Origin of the sequence: Ruminococcus bicirculans (ex Wegman et al. 2014) (assembly GCF_000723465.1) — a bacterium.
Lineage (GTDB): Bacteria > Bacillota > Clostridia > Oscillospirales > Ruminococcaceae > Hominimerdicola > Hominimerdicola aceti.
Genome location: NZ_HF545616.1, coordinates 1,051,550 through 1,076,483, shown reverse-complemented (window position 1 = coordinate 1,076,483; position 24,934 = coordinate 1,051,550). Strand labels below are relative to the sequence as shown.

Genomic DNA, 24,934 nt, shown 5'->3' with positions numbered 1-24,934 from the left:
TTTTTTTGCAAATATCCATTGACAAATCAGAAAAATCGTTTATAATATAAATTGTAGAGAAAAGATCTACAGAATTTATGTGGGAATCAAGATCGGATATACCGATCATTCTGAAGGAGGAATATTTATGACAAAGGTAAAAATCATGCTCGATTCCATTGCAGCGGTAAAGAAGTTTGTAAGCGTAGTTTCTATGTACGACTTTGATGTGGATCTTGCGTCAGGAAGATATGCAGTTGACGCTAAGTCAATTATGGGTATTTTCAGCCTTGACCTTTCAAATCCTATCCAGCTCGTAGCACACACAGACGACGCTACTAAATTCCTTGACGAGATCAAAGAATTTATTGTTGACTAAACTTTGATATCACGAAAGCACTGAGTTTTAAAAGCTCAGTGCTTTTTTTGTTGCAAAATTTAAACGATTTCGTATTTTTGCAAAATGTCATCATATAGTTTAATATATTTACGAATATACACTTTCTACTTTTGTTGTATTTTCATTCAAAGCGCATATAAAACGTTTGAGATTTTCGTAATAAGAAAACTTTTAGCTGATTTGTTATAGTTTTTATATAAGTTTCACATTAACTAAAACGTTTAAATATGATTAATTATCCAAATTTTATATAATAAATTAACATGAAATAAGTAAAAATCATATTAATATCTTCGTATATAATATTTTACACAATATCTGTTTACTATTTGTTCACATTGGCATATAATTATATATGGATTAAGATATGTGACATATAAGTATAGAACTGCTGTTGCCAATGTAAAAAGAAACGAAAATTTCAGAAATTTTCGGTTCTTTTTAGTTTTTCAGAGGTTATTATTGCGAAAGGAGGATATGCCAAAGGGCATAATCACGAACATGATCAAAGCTTATATCAGGATAAACGATCTTAATGACATCAAAACTTTGCATGAAGCGGCTTTAAGCTGCAAATACGATCTGGTGGTGCAGTCAGGAACAAAAATACTCAATCCAAAATCACTTATGGGTATTTTCGGTCTTGGCACAAAGAAAACTGTATCGCTGGTAGCTAAATATGACGACAAGCGTGATTTTCTCGAAAAATTCGGTGATCTGATCTCAACTTAGATCATTCCTTATAAAAGCGTTCTGCTGCTGCGGAGCGCTTTTCTCTTTTGCCCTTGTAATCACAAGAGCTATATGTTATAATAGTACAAAAAAGACAAGGAGATAACTAATGAGCGTAAAAATAATATTGCTTGCACTGGAAACTTTGCTGTTGTTTCTGTTTCTTGTACCATTACCTGTTATATGCTCTGGCAACCTACTTGGCATCATCGTTTCAGTGATACTAATGCTCATAACGGCAAACTGGCCAAAATTCTGCGGTATTTTATCAAAAATATGGGGACATGGCGCAGGTAAATTCGGGCTTATCTTTGTAAGCACATTGATACTTGCTGGGATAATATATGTGGGCATTCTTTCCATACTTATGTACAAAGCACAGGAAAACCGCCCTGAAAAAGCCAATATTATAGTTGTGCTTGGCTGTCAGGTAAAAGGCGAACGCCCCTCACGAATGTTACGCAGACGACTTGACACTGCAATTATGGCTATGAACGACAATCCCGATACGCTTTGTATAGTTTCAGGTGGCAAGGGTGATGATGAGAAAATAAGTGAAGCCTTGGCAATGAAAAACTATCTGCTAGAAAAAGGCATGGACAGCGACAGGATAATAATGGAGGACAAGTCCACTTCAACTTACGAAAATATCCAAAACTCTCTCAAGATACTCGATGAACTCGGCATGAGCCATGATATGACTATCGTCACAGACGGTTTTCATCAATACCGTGCAAGCCTTATCGCAAAGGCTCAGGGCGTGGAGAATGTCACCGCTTATTCAGCCTACACCGAGCCACGTTACCTGTTCACATATTGGGTGAGAGAGTGGCTTGGGCTAACGCACTTTTTCATGCTGGGCAGCTAACTAAATTTCACGAAAATTTGCACAAAAAGCTATTGAAAACAGCACAAAGGTATGCTAGAATAAAGTCATAAATAAATGAAAATCGGAGGTTGAAACATGAAAAATATACCAGAAGTGAAACTTGGCATCGTTGCAGTTTCAAGAGATTGCTTCCCTATGTCGCTTTCAGAATCAAGACGTATCAAGGTCTGTCAGGAGTACAAAAAGGCTTACGGCGATATCTACGAATGTCCTACAGTTGTGGAGAACGAGAATGATATGCTCAAAGCCCTTGACGAGGTAAATACAGCAGGCTGTAACGCACTTGTTGTATATCTCGGAAACTTTGGACCTGAGTCCTCAGAAACACTTCTAGCAAAGAAGTTTGGCGGTCCTGTTATGTTCGTTGCGGCTGCTGAAGAACCATGCGGTGATGCACTTATCGACAACAGAGGCGACGCTTACTGCGGAATGCTCAACGCAAGCTATAACCTTGCACTGAGAAACATCAAGGCTTATATCCCTGAGTACCCTGTTGGTACACCTGACGAGTGTGCAAAGATGATAAGCGAGTTCGTTCCAGTTGCAAGGGCTATCCTCGGTCTTAAGGATCTGAAGATAATCTCATTCGGACCACGTCCACAGGACTTTCTTGCCTGCAACGCACCTATCAGACAGCTCTACAATATGGGTATCGAGATAGAAGAAAACTCAGAGCTTGACCTTTTTGAGTCATTCAACGCCCATGCCGGCGACGAGAGAATATCTGCTGTTGTGGCTGACATGGAAGCAGAGCTTGGCAAGGGCAATAAAATGGCAGGCATCCTTCCAAGACTTGCGCAGTATGAGCTTACCCTTCTTGACTGGGCAGAAGCTCACAAAGGCTCAAGAAAATATGTTGTATTTGCAAACAAGTGCTGGCCTGCATTCCAGACGCAGTTTGGCTTCGTTCCTTGCTATGTTAATTCAAGACTTACAAAGATAGGCATTCCTGTTGCCTGCGAAGTAGATATCTACGGTGCTGTCAGCGAATACATAGGCGTTTGTGTATCACAGAAGCCTGTTACGCTCCTTGACATCAACAACACTGTTCCTGCGGACATATACAATGATGATATCGCAGGAAAGTTCCCTTACACACATAAGGATACATTCATGGGCTTCCACTGCGGAAACACGGCTTCATGCCTTGTAAAAGAGCCTGAGATGAAGTTCCAGCGTATCATGAAGAGAAATCTTGAGCCAGACAGCGAGCCTAATATTTCAAGAGGTACTCTTGAGGGCGATATCGTTGACGGAAATATTACATTCTTCCGCTTCCAGTCAACGGCTGACGCACAGCTCAAAGGATATATTGCTGAGGGCGAGGTACTTCCTGTTGCAACACGTTCATTCGGTTCTATCGGAATTTTCGCTATCAACGAAATGGGCAGATTTTACCGCCATGTTCTCGTTCAGAAGAACTATCCTCACCACGGTGCTGTTGCTTTTGGTCACTATGGAAAGGCACTCCACAGTGTTATGACATATCTTGGCATGACAGACATAGGCTTCAATCAGCCAAAGGGTATGCTTTATCCAACAGAAAATCCGTTTGCAGATTAATATTTTAGGGATACCGCACTGTAATGGTGCGGTATTTCTGCTTTTATGAACTAAAAAATCAACAAGTGAGCCAACGCTTATTCACACATAATTATATGCCCTGCCGAATAATAAGAATTTTATTGACAAATATGCGAAAAATGTAGTATAATAGAAATAACTATTATAAGGAGATGTAGCCATGTCTGTTTACCGTATTTATGTAGAAAAAAAGCCTGAATTTGCAGTTGAAGCAAATTCACTTATCGGCGGAATAAAGTCAGCTCTGGGACTTGAAAACCTTACAGGTCTGAGAGTTATAAACCGCTATGACGCAGAGGGTCTTTCAAGAGAGGATTTTGACCTTGCAGCACCAGTCGTTTTCTCTGAGCCTGCTGTTGACGTTACTTACGATCACCTGCCTGCTGTAAAAGCTGACGAGTTTGTTTTTGCAGTTGAGTATCTGCCAGGTCAGTTTGATCAGAGAGCTGATTCCTGCGCACAGTGTATCTCACTTCTCACTGGAGGAAAAAGACCTACTATCAAGTCAGCGAGAATTTATATCGTTTCTGGCAAACTCACAGAAGCAGAGCTTGACCAGATCAAGCACTATATGATAAACCCTGTTGAGTCAAGAGAAGCTTCCCTTGATTGCTTCGATACACTTGATATCAAGTATACTATCCCTACCACAGTTAAGACTGTTGAGGGCTTTATCTATTCAACAGACGATGACCTGAAATTTATGCTCACAGACTTGGGTCTTGCAATGGACTTTGACGATATCAAGTTCTGTCAGGATTATTTCAAGAACGTTGAAAAGAGAAATCCTACTATCACTGAGATAAGAATGATAGATACATACTGGTCTGACCACTGCCGCCATACTACATTCTCCACTATCGTCGATAACGTTTCTATCGACTCAGACTACATAGCTGCTACCTTTGCAGACTATATCAACACAAGAAAAGACCTTTATGCAGGCAGAACTGACAAGCCTGTTACACTTATGGATCTTGCTTGTATCGGCGCAAAACAGCTTAAAAAGGCTGGTCTGCTCAAAGACCTTGACGAGAGTGAGGAGATAAACGCTTGCTCTGTTAAGATAACGGTTGACGTTGACGGCAATCCTGAGGACTGGCTGCTCATGTTCAAAAACGAAACACACAACCACCCTACAGAGATCGAGCCTTTCGGCGGTGCGGCAACTTGCCTCGGCGGTGCTATCAGAGACCCTCTGTCAGGACGTTCATATGTATATCAGGCAATGAGAGTAACAGGCGCAGGCAATCCGCTGGTTCCTGTTGAGGACACTATCACAGGTAAGCTTCCACAGAGAAAGATAGTTGTAGGTGCGGCAAATGGTTATTCTTCATACGGCAACCAGATAGGTCTTGCTACCGGTCACGTTCACGAGATATATCACCCAGGCTATGTTGCGAAGAGAATGGAGATAGGTGCTGTAATCGGTGCTGCTCCTGCTGAGAACGTAAGACGTGAAAGACCTGAGCCTGAGGATATCGTTATCCTCCTTGGCGGAAGAACAGGACGTGACGGCTGCGGCGGAGCAACAGGTTCTTCAAAATCACACAACCTCCACTCACTTGAAAACTGCGGAGCTGAGGTACAGAAGGGTAACGCACCTGAGGAAAGAAAGCTTCAGCGTTTGTTCAGAAATCCTGAAGTTACTTCAATGATAAAGCGTTGTAACGACTTCGGTGCAGGCGGAGTTTCCGTTGCTATCGGCGAGCTTGCTGACGGACTTTCTATCAACCTTGACGCTGTTACAAAGAAGTATGACGGTCTTGACGGCACTGAGCTTGCTATCTCTGAGTCACAGGAGAGAATGGCTGTTGTTATCGCAAAGAGCGACCTTGAAAAGTTCATGGCTGAGGCTGCAAAGGAAAACCTTGAAGCAACAATGGTGGCAAGAGTAACTGCTGAGCCAAGACTTAAAATGAACTGGTGCGGCAACACTATCGTTGACCTAACAAGAGAGTTTCTTAACTCAAACGGTGCTGAAAAGCACACAGATATTTCCATCCCTGCTCCTGTTTTCGCAGCAGAGAGCAACGATGCTGACACTGCTGACCGCTGGGAGTCTATGATATCAAACCTCAACATATGCTCACAGAAGGGTCTTATTGAGAGATTTGACTCAACAATCGGTGCAAACACAGTTCTTATGCCATTTGGCGGTAAATATCAGAACACACCTACACAGGCAATGGCTGCAAAGCTCCCTGTTCTTCACGGCAATACAAAGACAACGTCCATTATGGGCTGGGGCTATGACCCATATCTCTCATCTGTAAGCCCATACCACGGCGCAATGAGCGCTGTAGTTGAGTCTATCGCAAAGGTCATCGCAACAGGCGGTATATATGAGAAGTGCTGGCTCACATTCCAGGAGTATTTCGAGAGAACACAGAATGATCCTGAGCGTTGGGGCAAGCCTATGTCTGCTCTCCTCGGTGCATACAAGGCACAGATAGAGCTGGGATGCGGTTCTATCGGCGGTAAGGACTCAATGTCAGGTACATTCGAGGAAATAGACGTTCCACCTACACTTGTTTCATTCGCTGTATCAGTAACAGACGCAGACAAGGTAGTTTCACAGGAATTCAAGAAGGCCGGCTCTAAGGTAATTCTTATCAAGCCTGAGTATGATGACAACAAGCTTGTGAACTTCGATTCACTTAAGGCAGTATTTAAAAAGGTAGAAAAGCTTATCGCTGAGGGCAAGGTGCTTTCATGCTGGGCTGTATCCTACGGCGGTGTATCCGAGGCTGTTGCAAAAATGGCATTTGGTAACAAGATAGGCTTTAAGTTCACAGACAAGCTCACAGCAGAAGAACTTTACAGAGCTTGCTATGGCGCATTTGTTATCGAGCTTGCTGAGGGCGTTGACACTGACGAGAGAGTTATCGGTGAAACAACAGAAAGCTATGAGATAAAGTCAGACAATTACACAATAAGCCTTGACAAGCTCCAGACACTTTGGGAGGGCAAGCTTGAACCTGTATATCCTGTTCATGTGAAAGAGCCTGCTGAAAAGCCTGAAAAGTACAGCTACAAGGCAGACAAGAGAGTCGCACCTGCTATCAAGGTGGCAAAGCCAAAGGTGCTTATCCCTGTATTCCCTGGCACAAACTGCGAATACGATACAGCAAGAGCCTTTGAAAAGGCAGGCGCTGAGGCTGACATCTTCGTTGTAAGAAACCTTACAGAACAGGCTATCAAGGAGTCTGTTGACGCAATGGAGAAGAAGATAAAAGAGTCACAGATAGTAATGCTCCCAGGCGGATTCAGCGGTGGCGACGAGCCTGACGGTTCAGGCAAGTTCATCGTATCATTCCTGAGAAACCCAAGGCTTACAGACGCTATCCATGACCTGCTGAAAAATCGTGACGGTCTTATGCTTGGTATCTGCAACGGCTTCCAGGCACTTATCAAGCTTGGTCTTGTACCATATGGTGAGATAAGAGATATGAGAGACGACTCCCCTACACTGACATTCAACACCATTGCAAGACACCAGTCTAAAATGGTAAACACAAGGATCGCTTCCAACAAGTCACCATGGCTTGCAGGCTGTGAGGTAGGCGATATCCACAGCGTGGCTATCTCACACGGTGAGGGACGTTTCGTTGCAACAGCAGAGGAGATCGCACAGCTTGCTGCAAACGGACAGATCGCTACACAGTATGTTGACTTTGACGGAGAGCCTACATTTGACATTCATTGCAACCCTAACACATCATTCCAGGCTATCGAGGGTATCACCTCACCTGACGGACGTGTTCTTGGTAAAATGGGTCACTCAGAGCGTAAGGGCTGCTGCGTATCAAAGAACGTTCCTGGTGAAAAGGATCAGAAGATATTTGAAAGCGGCGTAGCTTACTTCAAGTAAAAAAACAAAAATACAAGGGCGGAGCTTTTCCGCCCTTTGTTTATACGAGGACAAAGATATGCTGAAATACATTATAATATATCTTTCCGCAATGAGCCTTTTGACGTTCATACTTTTTGGTGCAGATAAGCACAAGGCAAGAGCACACAAATGGCGGATACCTGAGAAAACGCTCCTTGGTCTGAGCCTGCTTGGCGGCTTTGCAGGAGGATTTCTGGGCATGGAATTTTTCCGTCACAAAACAAAACACTGGTATTTTTATATGGTGATGATAATTTCTCTTGCACTATGGGCATTTATCATATACAAGGTCATTGCAGAATAGAATAAGTTCTTTAGGTAGTCGGTAACGGCTGCCTAATTTTTTTGCCAATTCTGGTAAAAAGCATATAAAGCAGCGTAAACTTATTGGCGAAAAATAAAGTTGATCCTGTATAATAAAACTTGACACATACAAAACAGTGCATAGTATTATACCACAAAAGAAGACTGCTTTCTACCCCGGAAAAGGGTAGAAAGCAGTCTTTTTTTCATTGTGCGTTTTTTACAGCGGCTTCAGTAAGTTCAGCTTCTGTTAAGATATAGTTGCTGTTGTCATTAGGAGTGATATACACCGTGATAGTTCCCAGCTTGCAATTTTCACTGATAGCACCACCAGTAATACCGAAGTTCATCGTGTCAGACGGAGCGGCTGAGCCTTCCTCCAAATTCTTTATAGTGTCAAGCTCAAGTTTATCAGTTGAGGTGCCGTCTTTAGTGAAACTGCCCTCAATATCACCCTCGGGAGCAAAATTAAACTTCGCCATAATGCCCACATTAGAGTGATTTGTAAATGTGATAGCCTTTGTGTCGCTGGTCCATTTGCCGTCTGCCTGATCGACCTGATGTGTTTCAGGGTTCCAAGTCTTTTCGCCCTCGGTGTACTCGAAGGTCATATCTTCCCAAGTAATGTCGGCGGATATAGTTACAGGAGATTCCGCACCTGCCATATATTTGCCCTGCACGTCGGCAGTGGTGTCCGCAAAGGCAGGAACCGCCATAGAGGCTGTCATTGCCAGCGACAGTATGGATATAATAACTTTTTTCATTTTTCTGCCCTCCTTATTCCGCTGTAACGGTGTAAATGCCGTTCTCATCAGGTCCGCTGACGGTGCATCCCTCTGCTAGTTGAATACCGCCATATCTTCCTGTTTCATATTCATCAGGCTTAAAGTTATATGTACCCACGCCGCAGATGATCTTTGCCTCTTCTCTATAAACACTATCAAAGGAGAATTTGCCTATCCGAATATTACCCGACAGTTTTAAGGTCGGCGTACCGGTAGTAACCATGGGAACTTTAAGCGTCCCTAACGTAAAGTCGCCGGAAATGGTGACATCTTTCTTAACTTTCATTGTTCTGGTAATATTATTGACTCCCTCGAATTTCCAAATGCCGCCATAGCTGGTAAAGCAATCTTTCGTGATGACACAATCTCTCAAGGTCACATCTGAGTAATTATTATTGTCGCCCAACCCATTCAGAGTACAATTGTCAACGATCAGATGTTGTTCAGCTCTTCCATTCATCTGCACATAACAACCGATAGTACCGTTGCGCAGCGTCAGCGTTTCGTTGCCATCATTTGAGAGTGAAATAGATTCGACGCTCAGCGTCTTTCTGTTCAGATCAAACTCCAGATCTTTTCCTGACGAAAGCTTCAGCCTCTCGTCTGCTCCGTTAAGATCGTTGTTTAGCTTTGCCTTGCCGCCATTTTCAAATACGCTGCGCAGATCCTCCAAATTTTTCACCATAGTGGTGTCTGAGGAGTCTGAGGTGTCTGAGGTGATCTTTACTGTAATAGTTCCGATCTTCTGATCTTTTGTGATCGCACCTCCGGAAATGCCAAAAGCAGTTGTGTCTGTTGGGGCGTTTTCAATTGTTGTATTCTCTGCAGAAACAAGATCAAACTCGGTCTTGTCAAAGCTGCCATTCAGCCCATCCACAACGGCTGCGTAAGGAGCTTGGGCTAGACGTTCCGTCGCCTAAGGAGGAATTCGACCCGCCGTTGGGTTTCTACGAGAAGTGCAGTATTATGGACGAAATGCCTCTGGCTTACTGCGTTATCGAACTTGTATTCGATGAGGATGGTCACGGTGTTGACTTTATTTTCCGCTACTGCAACAAGGAGATGGCAGTAGTTGAGGGTGTGCCCGTGGAAGAATGCTGAATCGGTCTTTTTATGAAGTATTTCGCAACGGAGACCGAAAATGGCTGGTATCTTACGCAGATGTAGCACTCAACGGCACAAAGCACACGCTGAAAGATTTTAGCCCTGAGATTGGGAAAGACCTCACCATATATTGCTATCAGCCGAACTCGGTTTCTGTGCCTGCGTCCTGCTGCCAGAATAAATGCACAACCTAAAATGACATTTCATTAAAAAGCATAATGTAAAAAAGGCTCTGATAAGACCAATTTTAGGTCATCTCAGAGCCTTTAATCGTTAAATGAGGCACAGATTCGATAGATACTTTTTTAGCAAGTTCTTCAAGATAATCAAGAGTAAGTTCACTTTCTGATTTTGAATTGAGCTCATCTAATGCTTCCAATAACGTCAACATTAAAATACACCTCCTTGCTCATAGCCATATATTACCTTGGTCTGTCCACTTTCTTCGCCAGGCCATCCGGATATGTTGTAAGCTTTGAACGCGTCAGTTAACAAAATTTGAAGGTGTTCTTTATCGTTTAGCAATCCTTTCGGGAAATCAATACGTGTTATTTTCCAGCAAACTTGTTGTTCATTAATACTCTTTATTGCTTGAACAGGTATCGGATTTGATTTATACATAAAGATAAATTCCTCTATATCATTATTCGTGTCATGATGGTTATAGCAATGTGCTAACCATGTTTCAGAATTTTTGTCAATAGTTAAGTACAGAGGCATGATACCTTCTGTCGTGTCCCTAAAGCTCCCATATGGGTTCTTAATCTTTTTCTTAGCCAGTTCCTCTCTTTGCGTTGGAGTCAGCTTTTCATTAACAAATGCCATAGTCTAAACCTCACAATAATAAAAGTATTTAAGGGTATTTTAAAGAGAACCCATATGAAAGCTCTTGCTGCGCTTGTATAGTAAATACAATGAATGAAACGTAAGCACTCAGAATCTCTTCCTAATGAATTATATAGATTATTTAATTGTTTGGTTGGGATTCCATTTATTGAATTCGTGTTGCCAATTTCTTCTATATTAGGGTTAACATCCGGATTTGGTTTTAATTATAGCTTCATCAATTTCGGCACTTGGTGCAACCAAAACAACAGTATCATCTCCAACAGGACGTCACAATGTAACATCTTTGCCTGAAATATAGTCTTCATAACCTTTTTCAGATATTAAATAAGATGCACCTTTACTAAATATTTCGTCTATATTCATAATATACTCACCCCATAATCTTTAGTTGCAATGTTATTAATTCTTGTAATTTCCTGCCAAAGCCCATTTTCTTCATTCCAACCTTGCCATTCCTTACAAACACGAAGCTCCTTTTCGTGTTTTAATAGCGTTTCCTTCAATTTCTCAATTAACTCTTGATTAATGAATTTAAATGGTGCTTCGTGTCTTTTTTCATTCCTAATTTGATTCCAACATACCATAAACGCTATCCAATTCTTTGCTGGATCGCAATCAAGAAGATACAATATGGCTTCTTCGAATTTGGCAACAATTTTTTCATTTTTAGTTTCCTCATAAAGTTTGTATACTCCAAAATCTATAATTCTACTAAAATCCGTTGGTACATTTGCTGGAACAAAGTGACTTATAGGACAAGCATATCCTTTCTCTCCGCAAAGGAACTCAGCAACCTCATTATTTTCAAATGCTTTTTTTGTAAGTTCAAGCAGCTCTCCATTTGTAATTTGTTTTTCCAATTTCATAACATTTCCTTTCCCACCAAACGACGAATAAACATTTTCTATTTTTACATCAAATATATCTATTTGTATCAATAACGGGGACATCTTCTAAAATATCATCTATCATTGACGTTGTGAATTTGAATGTAACCGTCAAACCCTCCGCATCTACCCCACCGATGACTAAAGAAGTATAATAAACTTCAAGCAACTCGATAGAGTAAATTACCCAATCTCAAAAAGTTTATAGAGCTGCTTAGACCAAATTAGATGTGGAGATAAAGATAATGATAATGAAAACAACGATCGCAACGGTAAAGAACGAATTTCGCCTGACTGAATGGTCAGCCCAGATCCAGGCACAGAAAAGTAGCTGACTTACAGTGCATAAATGGTGTGAAGAAAACGGTGTCAATGTTAATACCGTTCACTTGAATTTTGTTCCGATTATTTCGCTGCTCATTTGTTATTTAATTCCTTGCCTTTAATCTATTCATTCTCTAAAATATATTCATATTTATTATCTTCGCTCCAACGGCTGTCTATATCCTTAACAGACAGCGCATTGATCGAGCCGTCATCTCTGCCAACAGCCACGATCGCATATTTATTGCTATCTGAAATTTCATACATATATACATCGGCTAAAACATGTTCCTTGTCATTGTCAAGAGATTCGGCATACGGAGCGCCGAATTTTTCCTTAAAGCTCAGAAAATCTCTGCTGTTCCATGCGGTTATATCATTATATTTTACAATACTTTGAGGATTGATTATCCTGTAAATATCTATAACTTCGTACTTATTGCCCGTCTGAGCCACTATATAACTGCTGCTGTCGCCATAACCGGAAGCAACGCAGCAGTTATGGTCTGCAATTTCAATAGTATTGGCAGTATTACACTCGATATCACCGGACTCATAATCCAAAGTATTTATGGATATGTTATAAACGCCGACCAGATCTTCCCCATCATCATGCTTTTCATCGATGGGGCAAACTGCTATATATACCCCGTATTTTTGCTTATCCGTGATAATATAAAATGATCTGGAAAGAAAAGCACTGGTATAATTTTTTCCTGAAGAACTGGCGCTCACAGTATCCTTTTCATACTCTGTCGTGCGAATTATATCGCCTTCAAATCCATCAATCAGCGCTTGTATATCAGCGTCAATACCATCTGAATTTTTCAGACCGTTACACAGTAAGGATTTTACGCCGTCTTTATCCCCATCGTCTATGTATGTCAATAATTGATCTGCCGTATCTGCGTAGAACTGATCGTTGTATTTATACTCAACACCGTTTATGATAGGCTTTTCTTTAATGGCACAACTACTCAGAGATATCACCAATGCTAAGCTCGAAATAAGGCTGATGACTTTTTTCATTTATTATTTCTCCTTCCAGTCTAATGTTGCTATGTAAGTCTCATCTGAGAATGACCACCCTGCAGTTCTGTCAGTCGCATCTCTGAAAGCCTCATACATGATCTCACCATTCTCCATCCTCAATATCCGGTTTTTAAGTATTCATACTTATCGTAAAAAAATGTACTTACTCTTATCAGCACTATCAAAACGTAAAATATATTCCGCTATTTTACTGCTTATTTTTTTCAATTCCACACTTTTGATTGGAAATATAATTGATCATATATTTTATCGTGTCTAAAGCTATAAACCTATAGTTTTTCCAATCTTCCGTTAAAATTGCCGTCAGGTTCTGTTAAAGCCCAAACACTTCTACATTTTGTACACTTATAATAAAATTTTTTATGTCCATAACCATCATACTTATTAATGGAGTGTTTTTTACAAAGTTTCTTTGCTTTTTTTAATTCAGCAATATATTTTTTTAGATAACAAAAATCGGAAATATCGTTAAACTCATCAACTTCAGCTAGTACTTCACAAACACATGATATTTTTATTGATTTTATAATATTATTTTCTATAACAATTAATGGAGAACCTTATAATGTCCCCCTTGTCAAGACACAAATGAAAAAAATTATCGTGACAGCGAAAACTTTGTATAGCCATCCAAAAAACGTAAGCAAAATTTATGCAGCATTGCATACAGACTTGGCTTGGTAAACCTGCACAGGCAACTTGTAGCCAAGCGCCTGATGGGGTCTTTCGTTGTTGTAATCCTTGATGTAACTACCAATCTGCTGGCGCAGCTCTCTGGGATTGCTGTATTCATTGATATAAATCAACTCCGTTTTCAAGCTGCGAAACCAGCGTTCAATTACCACATTATCCACCCATCTAGCTTTTCCGTCCATACTCTGGCGGATATTCTTCGCTTTCAGAAATTCAATATAGTCATTGCTTGTAAACTGGCTGCCCTGATCAGAATTGATAATTTCAGGATTGCCGTATTGTTCCATGGCATTTGTGACTGCTGCTAAAACCGGTGCAGTATCCAGCGTATCAGACAATTCATAGCCCACGATAAAACGGCTGTACCAATCAATAATCGCTGTCAGATACATATGGCTACGCCCCATTTTGATATAGGTGATGTCAATTGACCATACCTGATTTGGTCGGTCAATTTTTAGATTTTTCAGCAGATACGGAAATTTTAAACTGTTCTTTCCGGGCTTTGAAAGATTGGATTTCGGATAAACCGGACAGATATTCATTTCCGCCATATAACGTCTGACAAGCTTTCTGCCGATTGCAATCCCGTCTTCCTGTACAAGCTTTTCTTTGATTTTCCGATGACCAATGTAGCAGAATTTTGTGTGCCAGTAGTCAATACGTGATTTGATGTATTCCTCACGCTCCAAGGCTTTTTCTGCCGGTTCAACAGGCTGATAGTACATCGAAGTGCGGTTGATTTCAAGCAGTTCACACTGTTCCTTAATGTTCAGCCTATCATTCTTCATAACCAGACTTTTCCTTCCAGTCAGGTCCGAGCACTTCTTCAGATTTTTTTTTGAGCCAGTCCACCTGAACTGTCAGGTGACCGATTTTCTGCATAAGCTTTTCTTCCCGCTTTTTTGAGTTCTCAGCTGCTCTTTTTGCTTCCTTTTCTGATTTTGAACCATTAAAGGCACGGGATGCATTCTCAAGAAATTCCTTTTTCCAATTTTTCAGCTGATTGACGTTGATTCCTTCACGACTTGCTATCTCGCTGATCGTCTGCTCTCCCTCCAGTATTTCTATTACGATTTTTGCCTTGTACTCCGGTGTGTATGTGTTCCTCTTCGCCATTATCGTGTCCTCCTGTTTCTTTCTTTTATTATACCACTGTCACGATGTTTTGGCAATTTTGTGTTCAGTTTCTAGGGTACATTATACCTTTCCAATCAAACCATATTGCATCATCTGCTATAAAATACAACCGTTTCTCACCCAAAAAGGTTTTGTTTGCTATAGTCATCAATTCTATTTTTTCATTAATTGTTGCTTTTTTATTTGGATACCACTCTATTTTATTAGCAAGCACCAAAAAATAATCTATTCCTATTTCTCCATGAAATGTTGCTATTTTATCATTATATTTTACATGAATTTTATCGCTACTTGCTTTGCCTACTGTTACAAATTCCATATGCATTTTCAATTATCACTTCTCCTTTAACCAATTGATGATGCTTCCATTTAATGAAAATAGACCTGATAAGCCTGATGTAAATTCAAAAGTTCTTGTAATGTTAATTAATAATTGATTGCTAGTTCCAAAATTAGCTAGCTTTGAAACACTTGTTACCATTGCTATAGCTAATACTGCTCCTATTACAATTATTACTGTGATGAGAATCTCTTTCCAATGCTCCTTGCACCACTCACAAGCGTTATCTACTTTTTCTTCCAACCAGCTTTTTTCAATATCTGGTTTTAAGTATTCATACTTATCGTAAAAATCATTCTTGCTCTTATTGATAGCATCAGCCGCATTTTAGTCAATAGTCACAACATCGGAAATGTATTCACTAATATTTTCTTTCAATGACTCAAGTGATTTAATTTTGTCCTCTTGGGTCTGCGTTGATGATTTTATTGAGCTGATAACATCATCAACATCACATATGCTTTCATCTATGGAAAGCACTTTTGATTTCAGTGATTTCAAATCAGCATTATCATTAATAAATAAAGGGTGATAATATTTTACGGCATATTCAGGATCATTTTTTATTATTGATGTAATTTTATTTTTAATTGTTTTGCAGTAATCATTTCCCAATTTATAGTATATAGCATTGACAAGGTGCAAAACCATTTTCAATAGTGGCATGTGTTTTCTAAGTTCAATTATCTGTTTGCTTTTTATGTGTTTAGTGGTTCGCATCTTCTCATAGTTTAAACCTCGATACAGTATTTCAAATAATAAATATTCCATCTCACATTAATTGTTTTTCAAAAATGCATACCATTCTGCTCACCAACATACATCCGTTGTTGCCGTTGGATCATTTGTTACCACTTTATGCTCTTATTTAAAATCAAGTGTAACCCAAAATCTTTGTTCGATGTCGCCTTAATTGATAGGGTAAAGCCTATAATAATAGCCATTATCAGAATCTTTCTTTATACATTTAAATTCCGCTTCATTCTTTTCAAAACTTGCATATTTTACTTGCGTACTTTCGTTTTGTCTATATGGATAAATAATAAATTCTGGAATTTTATTTGTAAAATCATGATCTGAGACTTTGAAAAATTCTTCATAAGTAACATTGTTATTATTAAGGAAAATAATCCCATAATTTAAATCGAGATATGTATTATAATTTATATCAAATGCATCACATATATCTTTCGTTTGCGTTGACGGTCCATATACAATACACTTATCCCATTCAAAGCCAGTAAAATCAGACATATGTATAATAATCTCGGTATCATCATTACATTTTTTTATAATTTTATCCTTTAACGATTTTGAATGACGATAATTTATTATTGAAAAAATGCTCAGTATAACTCCCATACACAATACTCCAATCAAAATTACTCTAATATATTTCTTGACCAATTCAATCACCTTTTTTATTATAGTATTTATTATCTGGTGGAAATCCGTTTTCATCAAGTGTTTCCAATATAATTAAATCATCTTTGTATCGTTCGTATGAAAGTCGTTCTTTTACAGTCACATAATATCCATCATCGGTTTCCTTCACAATATTTAATCCATTTGTATAATAGTAATCTAATACTTTTTTTGCTATATCTTTGGATGTACTATCAATTGATGTTGTTTTTCCAATTTCCCGTCCAATAACATTGTTTAACAAATCAACTGCTTGATCAGCATCACCTAAAGTTTTAAACCTATGCGAGTATATATCTTTGATTTCATGAATAACGTTTTGATTTTTTTCATGAGCATTACCAGCTTGTAAGCCTATATTCTCTCCCCACTTACTTGTTATAATTGAAATCCAAAAAGTGTGTCGAAAAGCATTTACTTCTGATCCTTCTTGAGCATCATTATCTTCAAAACATTTGAATAAAAGTTAAAGCATAATTAAATATTTTATCACGATTGATTATTTCTAAGATTGCTATTGATTGTCATAAAGTTTTAAGTTTATATCAATCAGGAACTTCATCCCCATAAGACATACTGAATACCCGCAGCCAGTATGCGTCATCTTCTGAGTATTCTTTAACAGCATCTTCAATCAACTGATTTTGTAATTCTTTAACTATTAAATCAGGTGATCCGCTTGGTAAATGCCTTTCTCCCACATGATTGCTTATCCAATCGATTGTTGCAACAGTAATGCAATATTTATTTCCGTTTTCCAGTTTGACAAAAATATCAATATTATCATTTTTTATGTTACAATTCTTCAACGGAGTTGGATATTCAATTGATATTACTTTCATAACATTATCTTCTATTAAACTTTTTAATCTTTCATCCAAGCTTCATCATAATTTGGATGTTCATTTAAGCATTTCAAATCAATTCCATGAGTATCATGCCCTAAATATGAGAACTCTTCTAATTTTGGTAAATTTAACACAAAGCTTATGTCTGTAATATTACAATAAGAAACATCTAAAGCTTTTAGATTATAAAGTTTATTTATAATTTCTTTATCAATTGAGTGTATATTCGTAGAATTTATATTGAGGGATACAATATTCTCCCAATTAACACTTTCATCATCCAGCTTGGTAAAATCAGCTCCTGAAATTGAAAGTGATTTCAATTTCGTTAATTCGGATAAATCCGGTAAAGTTTCAATTTGAACATCGTATAATTCCAACGATTTTAAATTCTTGAAGCTTCCCTCTGTTCCGAGCAAGTCAATATCGTCAATTTTAAAACGAGCACCCCCATAAGGATTTGATCTAATGCATAAGCTTGATAGACTTCTGATATCTGCCAGCTTTCTTATTGAACCAATAGGTGAATCTACAATATTAACAGAAGTTAATTTTTTTAGTTTAGTTAACTCTTCAAAAAAGTTCTGTGCATCTGAAGCGTCACTGATTCCGACAATAGTAATTGTTTCAAGATTCGTTAATTTGCTGAGCAAATCATAATCGTGTCCCAAAAGTGCAACATCAGAACCCGGATCACAAACCAACTCACGTATCTCATCATAATTCTGACTTGTTTGATTAATACAATCGTTAATGGTTTTTCGTTTCCACTGTAAATCAGCTTCTGTTTCATTATCACTGTTTAAGAACCATATTCCGAAACCTATTACAATAGCCAAAAATATTATAAGAATACAAGTAATAATTATCATCGTAGAAAATATGGTTTTATGTTTCATTATAAACAAATCCCTCATTAAGTTAATCTTGTAAAAATGTTATAAAGGCATCAATATGCTGTTTATATTTATCTGCTCTCTTCTTTTTTTCTCCTACAAGTTCACCATCAATATAAGCACCCAAAGTAGATTTAACATCGTAATTTATATTATTGCGAATTTGATCAATACCACCATTATTTGATATGAACTCCGATTTAGGATCGATTCTGCCATCCATTACAGCCTTATTATATTCCTGTTGAACTTTGAGAAAATTACTGTTACTTTTCTCAAAGTTATACTGTATATTATTCGGATCAATATCAGATAAAAAATCCTGATCGTCATACCTTGTCGAAATAATATCTCCACTATAAGATATCATTCTATCAGTACTTTCATTAGCAAAATTCACAATGTCTAAATTATCGTTAAATTCAACATACTGTAATGCCTCATGAACAAAATCTTTCATAACCTCCGAACCCAATTCATTTGCTCTCCTTTTAAACTCTTCAACAGTTGGAGAATTTTCCCCATTAAAAAGATTTCCTTCTTCTCGTGAGAATCCAAAATGTAATTCAATATTCTCATAATTAGAACCATGTTGCACATTTAGAGCAATTGCAAAATCAATAGCATCAGCCACATTTTAGTCAATAGTCACAACATCAAAAATATTTTCATTAATGTCCGAAGCCCCCAAAAAAAAGAATTTTTATCTATTCTATATTTTACAAATACTTCATTATTGCATCTCATAAACCACTCCTTTACCCGGTAAAAAATCCAGCAAATATTATTTATATTCGCTTCCATCATCATTTACAAACTCAATTTTGAATGAACTATTCTTATTTTGCTTTCGCACCGCTTTGATAAGTTCAGTCAATTCATTCTTCTCGATATATTCTTGATGTTTTATCCAAGATATACTATTTACTGTTGCATAAAAACCATCTACGCACATTTCCCCACCAAATCTTGCGATATTCTCTTTGTACTCAATATCGACATACCATTTCGTACCTGTAATTTTAATTTCTTTCATTTTTTATTCCAATCATTTAATAATATTCCCGTTTGAGAAGTTCCTATAAACAAACTCCTTATTAGTGAACCAACCTGAGTAGTATGCGTAATCACATTAACCGCAGTAGGCGTATATATTGTGATATTTCCTACATTAGGATTTATTCTTAAAATAGTACGTTCAAAGACATTCCATACACTGGTTGGTCGAACAGTATTTCCGAGTAACGCTTCCACATTCCCTGAAGAATGCATTGCGTAGGAGGAAGAAGCACTATTCCATGCGCTTATTGTAGAAGGATTGGAAACATCCCAATTTGGAAGTTCAATACCCTTTGATGAAAGAGTTGTTTCCAAAGTAGATCTTCCCATTTTATCCGCACAATTTGCCGCTATTTGATCTCCGTTACATATACCCTCATCTCCAATTCCAGACCAGAAAGTTGACGAATCAGATTTAAGTGTGAAATTATATTCACTTTCACCGCTTATGGCTGAACGAAATTGAGGATTAGTTGTCCATTGCTTTCCATAATTTCTTAAATCAGCATTTGAAATTCCTTTTACACTACTATAAATAGAACCAATGGAATAAAAACAATTCGATATTGTACTTGTCCAATTTAATACATTTTGAAATGTATTAAAAACTGAATTATCAATATTTCCCCATGTGTCAATTATATTTAATGTACTTGAACCAAGAGTTGAAAGTATCGCTATTGTAGCAACAGAAAGACTAGTTATCGTTGCAATTGTCGTAGTAAGACCTGCAGAAACTCCAAACGTTGTAAGCACAGTGGTTAATAATGGCACAAGAGCCATTCCACCAGTGGCAACAACGGCAACTATAGCTAATACTGCTCATATTACAATTGTTACTGTGATGAGAATTTCTTTCCAATGCTCCTTGCACCACTCGCCGACTTTTTTTGCAGCCGTCCTTGAATTTCTCCCTACGGCTTTTTTCACATTCGGGCTTCATGTAGTAGTACTCGTCGTAAAAATCGTCTTTGCTCTCAATAATAGTCAGAGTTTATACAGTTGTATTTTACTACAACTCCTAATAGTATCTAAAAGCTGTGAAACTTTTTCTTGGTTGCTTGGCATTTTTACATCTCCGTTATTCTATATTTTTTACATTGATTTTCTGTAGTTATGATTTTTTCGCCGTTTATAACTAAATGAATAAGCTTATTATCTTCTCTTATGTAAGTTTCAACAACTGTTTTCTCAGCGGTTTTTTCACACTATAGATTCCCTGTTAAGATTTATTATATCAGCTTTTGAACTTTCTAGTAAATTTTCAAATTCTTCGCAACCATAGTTATGAATAAATTCAAGTTCTTTTTCTGAAATAAAAAACGCTATATACATTTTTAAGTGATCTTCAATTTTTGAAAATTCTTCTGGTAAAACATATGATTCCGTAAAATAAATCGCTGTTTTATTATGCCTTTTTGAAAAATCTGCAATTATGTTATCTAGACCTTCAATTATTGTACCTCTGCCAAAATCCATTTGTTGTTGAAGAACATAAAATAAAGCATTCGCAAATACAACAGCACAATTATCATAATCATCATCTACTGGCATAATTACTTCACATGAATTATTAATTAAATTCGAATAATTTGACAGTCCCAAAGATGCGAATGTTAAACAATCTTTAAACGTTCTGTCAAATCCCAAAAGTTGTATAACGTATTCGCCGCTTGTATATTTATCTACACCTATATATTTTCCTAAAAACAATTCATAATGGTCAAGTATACTTTCACCTAAACTCATTCAGCAAAATCTCCTTTCACTCCTTCAAATATATGTTTTATATTGCATTCATGACACTGAACTCTCAAATCTGAATTATAACAGTCTAAAACTTCTGTTCTTGTAGGAGTTGTTTCTAATGATTGTAATTTTACCTTTCTCTCAGCCCAAGTCTCTGGATAATGATCAAGGTCATAACCTATTCTATCAACCGGACCATTCTTGGTATTTATTGTTATTTTATCAGGTATTTCTTTTCCCCAAGTTGGGCATTTCATTTTTCCGTTAGAGTTTCTTGGTGCCTCACTTTCTGCTTTTTGTCTTGCACTGCGTCTAAATGATCCCCTTGCATATAAATCACTTGCATTATGTACCAACACGCTAAAACCACTAACGTGATATGTATGGAAATCCTCTACCTGAAAATTATACACTGTAACAGGTTTCTCTGTCAACTCAACATCAAAATTTTCAACTAAAAGAACATTTCCGTTTACATCAAGGAGTTCATCACCAACTATTAGTTCTCCTGCTTTGACAAAGCCTTGATTTTTTACATAGAACGGGTGGTCAACTGTAGTGATTATTTCTTCGCTGTTGATCACCAAATGAATAAGCTTAGAATCTTCTCATATATAGGTTCAAAACATAAGTTAGAAAATAGATAATAGTATGGTTTCAGAATCTTCTAATTCAACTCGAATATGTTTACTATCAATTTGATCTATTTTGCTCACCCACATTGTTTCTTCATCGGTGTCTCTTCCCCAAATTTTCCATTGATTTGATGATTTGTGATCGGTGGAAAATTCCTCAAATGGATCTCTTAAATAATAAATAATCACACCTTCTCCACCAACAGCACAGTATGTCTCATCGTCTGAAATCAAAGCAACATCTGGATCGCCATAGAATTCACCAATTAAAATTAATTGAGATGCTACTTTTAGTTTGAGAAATACTTTTTCATATTCATTGAGTATAAGATAATTATTGCTTTCTGCCATTTGTTTCATTTTAACAATCTCCTTAATCAATATTATTAAAATGTGTCAACTGATTATATTCAGATTTCGAAATACCAATCTGTTTTCCATTAACAATTTTATTGTTTGGAATTTGATTTCCATTAATATCAGTGTATACTCTTTTTCCCGTTAAAGTTGTGTCTTCAATCCTAAAATAATTACCATCTGTATCATATACTACTTGTTTCCCCGTTTTAGGATTATTATATATCTCCTTGCTGCTAGAAGTCTTTACTGGTTTTGAATCAGGTGCAATTTTATCAACAGTTTTAGATAAACTTTCATCCGACCAATTATTTGAATATTTTTGAGATCTTTCATACCCACCAGCATTATGTACCAATATAGCTAATCCGCTAACGTGATATGTATGGAAATCTTCTACCTGAAAATTATACACCTTTACGGGTTTATCTGTCAACTCAACATCAAAATTTTCAACTAAAAGAACATTTCCGTTTACATCAAGGAGTTCATCACCAACTATTAGTTCTCCTGCTTTGATAAAGCCTTGATTTTTTACATAGAACGGATGGTCAACAGTTGTAACGATTTCTTCACCGTTCACAGTGAGATGAACAAGCGTTGTTACCTCTCTTATATAGGTTTCAAGAACAGTTTTCGGAGAAGTTTCCATTGTTTCAGGGTATGTTGAAATGACTTTATCTCCTGCTTTTATGTTTTCAATAGCAACAAGTCCGCTTGCTGTTAGTATCATTGTTCCTGCAACGAAACAAGTAAGCGTTTCTTGATGCTTTTTCATTGAATTATAAGTGCTTCCACTAAAAACAGCTAAGGCACTTACTGTAAATTGAAAGCCATTGTATAATTTGCTGGAGTGAAGTTTCTGATTGAATTGCACAAATGCAAACTATGTTTTAATTAATCAATGACTATTCATTATACATCTTTTCTATAAAATCATTGAAATCATATGCGCACAGTTGTGCATCTTCAATATGAATTGACTCAAAAGGAATTTCAATAATTGATATGTTTTCATTTCTAATATCAAATGCGTATGCAATGTCTCCACCATCAGAACCAAAATATAAAATTCCAGGAGTATATTGATTTACTGAATATGCTTCATTTAGTGAAATAATTTCTTCAATTGGCCATATAACCAAATATGAATTTTCTCCTAATTCACCTTCTGCACCATTTGAATACAACATAAATTCTTTATATTGAATAGGTAGCTTAACGCCAATGCGGTTCTCTACCTCCATTATTTCTTTTTCATCAGCGGACTTATTTAAATCCATCTTACTTACTAGATTGATAATATTCTTATTCATTACAAATTTCTCCACATTATTGTGAGGATTGTATTTTGTTTAAAAAATTACGAATAACTTTCTTCTCCATTTCGGAGCAACTTATTAGTACTTTTTTGGCATTTATTGAGACGTTATGCTTTTCTTCAACAGTTAACAAAGAAAAATTTGCATCTCTTAACGAATCAATACAAGTAATTAATAAATTACTATTTTCTGTTTGAGTTAATATTATCAGAATCTTAACACTATATTTATTGTTAACATCTGCCAAACATTCTGCAAGCCGTACTTGACTTTGAATATCATAATTTTGCATTTTAGAAATTAGTAAAGTCCATTCTAAATCTGAAAAATGTTTTAGAAAATCTTCACATAAGAATAATGCGTCATCATACCAATAATCATCTGAAAAATTCCCTTTTATGTATTCTTCAAATTCATTTAACATAAGTTTCCTCCTATTTGGATGTAAACCCAGTTGGCAAGCCAGTTGTTCCGCCACCTGTTGGATATCCTGCGATTACGTTGTTTCCTTGTTTTATAACTTCTATTTGAACTCCATCGATAATATCTCTATATAAATACGAATTGTCGGCTATTCTTTTACCAATAGGAACGCCATCTCCAACTTGTTTTATACTATCAATAATCTTAGCATCAGACCAGTTATCCGGGAAAATAGTGCTTGTTTTAATTTTGGATACATTTCCATCTGGAAACTCTGTTATGAATTTAATTTTTTTAGTTCCATCTGGGAATGTTTGTTGTACTTCTACTGAATATTTAGGATTAGCATCATTTATTTTGGGTGAATGTCCACCCTTAATTCTGTTGGAAGAACCTACACGTTCACCTTCAAGTATTTTATTTTCCATATCGGGTGTAACAACTGTGGAGTAATCTGCATTATGAACCAAAATCCCGTTCTTACCAACATAGTAAGTATGAAAATCCTCCACTTGAAAATTATACACCGTTGTAGGTTCGTCTGTCAACTCGACAGCAAAATTTTCAACTAAAAGAACATTTCCGTTTACATCAAGAAGTTCATCACCAACTATTAGTTCTCCTGCTTTGATAAAGCCTTGATTTTTTACATAGAACGGGTGGTCAACTGTAGTGATTATTTCTTCGCCGTTCACAGTAAGATGAATGAGTGTGTTAACTTTTTCTAAGCATCCTTCAAAAAACTATTCTTCAGGTTCTATATATCCATTTATAATATCATCAATATTATTTACAATTTCTGCAATCTCATCTTGTTCAAGTATAACTTCTATTACTTTATCATTGAATATATGTCTGCTGTTTTCATAATCATATTCTAATATAGAGGCTACAATTTTTACCTTTCCTTTTCCTTTAACGGCAAAAACAAATGCATTTTCATCTGTCAATGCCATTGGAGATAATTCGTATCGATAGTCATTATCATTTTCAAATTCAACTGGATAAACAAGATTGTATAAAGTTTTAAAGGCTTCAGATGTATTCATATTGTAAATGCTTGTATCAACAGGAATATTATTCAAAGAATTTTTTATATCAAACAATGACGTATTTACTATAGTATTTATAAGCTTCTTGGGAAATATTTCACTATCTATGCTCAAATTTAAATAGCCATTATTATCATTTATGCTCATGTTCCATTTGTCTACTCTGTCAAATATTATCGAGAATTTATATGGATCTCCAATAACCATTATT

At 37.0% G+C, this 24,934-nt stretch carries 31 protein-coding genes and 1 pseudogene; 7 read left to right on the top strand and 25 right to left on the bottom strand.

What is annotated here, in order from left to right; genetic code table 11:
- The first annotated feature begins 127 nt into the window (after positions 1–127).
- From RBI_RS04900 to RBI_RS04875, 6 genes are all read left to right on the top strand, one after another.
- A complete protein-coding gene (locus RBI_RS04900) occupies positions 128–358 on the top strand; it encodes an HPr family phosphocarrier protein (protein WP_022287796.1) in 231 nt (76 codons plus the stop codon).
- A 483-nt stretch (positions 359–841) separates the two neighbouring features.
- On the top strand, positions 842–1,111 hold the full coding sequence (locus RBI_RS04895; protein WP_046440140.1) for an HPr family phosphocarrier protein: 270 nt from the start codon (positions 842–844) through the stop codon (positions 1,109–1,111).
- A gap of 109 nt (positions 1,112–1,220) precedes the next feature.
- The gene (locus RBI_RS04890; RefSeq protein WP_038671465.1) at positions 1,221–1,979 is read left to right on the top strand and encodes a YdcF family protein; all 759 of its coding nucleotides are present in this window, start codon (positions 1,221–1,223) and stop codon (positions 1,977–1,979) included.
- A gap of 96 nt (positions 1,980–2,075) precedes the next feature.
- Entirely contained in the window at positions 2,076–3,563 is a 1,488-nt protein-coding gene (locus RBI_RS04885; protein WP_038671463.1) for an L-fucose/L-arabinose isomerase family protein, read from the top strand.
- A gap of 181 nt (positions 3,564–3,744) precedes the next feature.
- Complete coding sequence (locus tag RBI_RS04880) at positions 3,745–7,458, top strand: phosphoribosylformylglycinamidine synthase (RefSeq protein WP_038671461.1); 3,714 nt, start codon at positions 3,745–3,747, stop codon at positions 7,456–7,458.
- A gap of 58 nt (positions 7,459–7,516) precedes the next feature.
- The gene (locus RBI_RS04875; RefSeq protein ID WP_117864549.1) at positions 7,517–7,783 is read left to right on the top strand and encodes a DUF1294 domain-containing protein; all 267 of its coding nucleotides are present in this window, start codon (positions 7,517–7,519) and stop codon (positions 7,781–7,783) included.
- 205 nt (positions 7,784–7,988) lie between these two features.
- Here the strand turns inward: RBI_RS04875 and RBI_RS04870 are convergent, their stop codons facing one another.
- Both RBI_RS04870 and RBI_RS04865 read right to left on the bottom strand, forming a co-directional pair.
- On the bottom strand, positions 7,989–8,546 hold the full coding sequence (locus tag RBI_RS04870) for a hypothetical protein (protein ID WP_038671459.1): 558 nt from the start codon (positions 8,544–8,546) through the stop codon (positions 7,989–7,991).
- A 13-nt stretch (positions 8,547–8,559) separates the two neighbouring features.
- On the bottom strand, positions 8,560–9,444 hold the full coding sequence (locus RBI_RS04865) for a hypothetical protein (protein ID WP_038671456.1): 885 nt from the start codon (positions 9,442–9,444) through the stop codon (positions 8,560–8,562).
- An 89-nt stretch (positions 9,445–9,533) separates the two neighbouring features.
- Here RBI_RS04865 and RBI_RS15405 point away from each other — a divergent pair, with 89 nt between their 5' ends.
- Positions 9,534–9,668, top strand: coding sequence for a hypothetical protein (locus tag RBI_RS15405; protein ID WP_256320072.1), 135 nt, complete (start codon positions 9,534–9,536; stop codon positions 9,666–9,668).
- 250 nt (positions 9,669–9,918) lie between these two features.
- On the opposite strand, the gene RBI_RS14935 is transcribed toward RBI_RS15405, so the two are convergent.
- The 23 genes and pseudogenes from RBI_RS14935 to RBI_RS04755 all read right to left on the bottom strand — a co-directional run bounded on the left by RBI_RS14935 (position 9,919) and on the right by RBI_RS04755 (position 24,930).
- Complete coding sequence (locus RBI_RS14935; RefSeq protein ID WP_158455103.1) at positions 9,919–10,062, bottom strand: hypothetical protein; 144 nt, start codon at positions 10,060–10,062, stop codon at positions 9,919–9,921.
- Positions 10,062–10,496 (bottom strand): hypothetical protein, encoded by a 435-nt coding sequence (locus RBI_RS04860; protein WP_038671454.1) that lies wholly within the window; start codon positions 10,494–10,496, stop codon positions 10,062–10,064. Before RBI_RS04860 ends, RBI_RS14935 begins: the two co-directional genes overlap by 1 nt.
- 383 nt (positions 10,497–10,879) lie before the next feature.
- Positions 10,880–11,458, bottom strand: a complete 579-nt coding sequence (locus RBI_RS04855; protein ID WP_038671452.1) for a hypothetical protein — start codon at positions 11,456–11,458, stop codon at positions 10,880–10,882.
- 396 nt (positions 11,459–11,854) lie between these two features.
- On the bottom strand, positions 11,855–12,760 hold the full coding sequence (locus tag RBI_RS04850) for a DUF5104 domain-containing protein (RefSeq protein WP_038671450.1): 906 nt from the start codon (positions 12,758–12,760) through the stop codon (positions 11,855–11,857).
- Between the two features lie 674 nt (positions 12,761–13,434).
- Positions 13,435–14,596 (bottom strand): IS3 family transposase gene (locus RBI_RS04845; RefSeq protein WP_242843625.1). Its coding sequence is split into 2 segments (ribosomal slippage): positions 13,435–14,310 and positions 14,312–14,596, totalling 1,161 coding nucleotides; the frame shifts between segments, so codons are not numbered across the junction.
- Between the two features lie 64 nt (positions 14,597–14,660).
- Complete coding sequence (locus RBI_RS04835) at positions 14,661–14,948, bottom strand: hypothetical protein (RefSeq protein WP_038671448.1); 288 nt, start codon at positions 14,946–14,948, stop codon at positions 14,661–14,663.
- 3 nt (positions 14,949–14,951) lie between these two features.
- The gene (locus RBI_RS14770; RefSeq protein ID WP_148303574.1) at positions 14,952–15,200 is read right to left on the bottom strand and encodes a hypothetical protein; all 249 of its coding nucleotides are present in this window, start codon (positions 15,198–15,200) and stop codon (positions 14,952–14,954) included.
- 84 nt (positions 15,201–15,284) lie between these two features.
- Entirely contained in the window at positions 15,285–15,728 is a 444-nt protein-coding gene (locus tag RBI_RS04830) for a hypothetical protein (protein WP_038671446.1), read from the bottom strand.
- A 138-nt stretch (positions 15,729–15,866) separates the two neighbouring features.
- Positions 15,867–16,319, bottom strand: coding sequence for a hypothetical protein (locus tag RBI_RS04825; protein ID WP_117958429.1), 453 nt, complete (start codon positions 16,317–16,319; stop codon positions 15,867–15,869).
- Between the two features lie 46 nt (positions 16,320–16,365).
- Positions 16,366–16,806, bottom strand: a pseudogene (locus tag RBI_RS15625) (DUF6973 domain-containing protein); the annotation flags it as partial.
- Between the two features lie 121 nt (positions 16,807–16,927).
- On the bottom strand, positions 16,928–17,224 hold the full coding sequence (locus RBI_RS04820) for a hypothetical protein (protein WP_051706463.1): 297 nt from the start codon (positions 17,222–17,224) through the stop codon (positions 16,928–16,930).
- 23 nt (positions 17,225–17,247) lie between these two features.
- Positions 17,248–18,129, bottom strand: coding sequence for a leucine-rich repeat domain-containing protein (locus RBI_RS04815; protein WP_038671442.1), 882 nt, complete (start codon positions 18,127–18,129; stop codon positions 17,248–17,250).
- A 22-nt stretch (positions 18,130–18,151) separates the two neighbouring features.
- The gene (locus RBI_RS04810; protein ID WP_038671440.1) at positions 18,152–18,760 is read right to left on the bottom strand and encodes a hypothetical protein; all 609 of its coding nucleotides are present in this window, start codon (positions 18,758–18,760) and stop codon (positions 18,152–18,154) included.
- A gap of 150 nt (positions 18,761–18,910) precedes the next feature.
- Positions 18,911–19,162, bottom strand: coding sequence for a hypothetical protein (locus RBI_RS04805; protein WP_038671438.1), 252 nt, complete (start codon positions 19,160–19,162; stop codon positions 18,911–18,913).
- Positions 19,159–19,968, bottom strand: coding sequence for a hypothetical protein (locus RBI_RS04800; protein ID WP_038671436.1), 810 nt, complete (start codon positions 19,966–19,968; stop codon positions 19,159–19,161). The genes RBI_RS04805 and RBI_RS04800 overlap by 4 nt, the downstream gene beginning before the upstream one ends.
- A gap of 420 nt (positions 19,969–20,388) precedes the next feature.
- Positions 20,389–20,934: a suppressor of fused domain protein gene (locus RBI_RS04795; protein WP_038671434.1), complete on the bottom strand. Its 546-nt coding sequence runs from the start codon at positions 20,932–20,934 to the stop codon at positions 20,389–20,391.
- Entirely contained in the window at positions 20,931–21,518 is a 588-nt protein-coding gene (locus RBI_RS14030; protein ID WP_154834107.1) for a polymorphic toxin-type HINT domain-containing protein, read from the bottom strand. The genes RBI_RS04795 and RBI_RS14030 overlap by 4 nt, the downstream gene beginning before the upstream one ends.
- A gap of 48 nt (positions 21,519–21,566) precedes the next feature.
- Positions 21,567–21,929, bottom strand: a complete 363-nt coding sequence (locus tag RBI_RS04780) for a hypothetical protein (RefSeq protein WP_038671432.1) — start codon at positions 21,927–21,929, stop codon at positions 21,567–21,569.
- Positions 21,930–21,942: 13 nt separating this feature from the next.
- Positions 21,943–22,704 (bottom strand): polymorphic toxin-type HINT domain-containing protein, encoded by a 762-nt coding sequence (locus RBI_RS14025; protein ID WP_051706458.1) that lies wholly within the window; start codon positions 22,702–22,704, stop codon positions 21,943–21,945.
- Between the two features lie 130 nt (positions 22,705–22,834).
- Complete coding sequence (locus tag RBI_RS04770) at positions 22,835–23,242, bottom strand: SMI1/KNR4 family protein (RefSeq protein WP_051706456.1); 408 nt, start codon at positions 23,240–23,242, stop codon at positions 22,835–22,837.
- A gap of 16 nt (positions 23,243–23,258) precedes the next feature.
- Positions 23,259–23,672: a hypothetical protein gene (locus RBI_RS04765; protein WP_038671430.1), complete on the bottom strand. Its 414-nt coding sequence runs from the start codon at positions 23,670–23,672 to the stop codon at positions 23,259–23,261.
- Positions 23,673–23,682: 10 nt separating this feature from the next.
- Positions 23,683–24,378, bottom strand: a complete 696-nt coding sequence (locus tag RBI_RS14540) for a polymorphic toxin-type HINT domain-containing protein (protein WP_148303570.1) — start codon at positions 24,376–24,378, stop codon at positions 23,683–23,685.
- Positions 24,379–24,414: 36 nt separating this feature from the next.
- A complete protein-coding gene (locus RBI_RS04755; RefSeq protein ID WP_038671428.1) occupies positions 24,415–24,930 on the bottom strand; it encodes an Imm42 family immunity protein in 516 nt (171 codons plus the stop codon).
- Between the last annotated feature and the right edge of the window lie 4 nt (positions 24,931–24,934).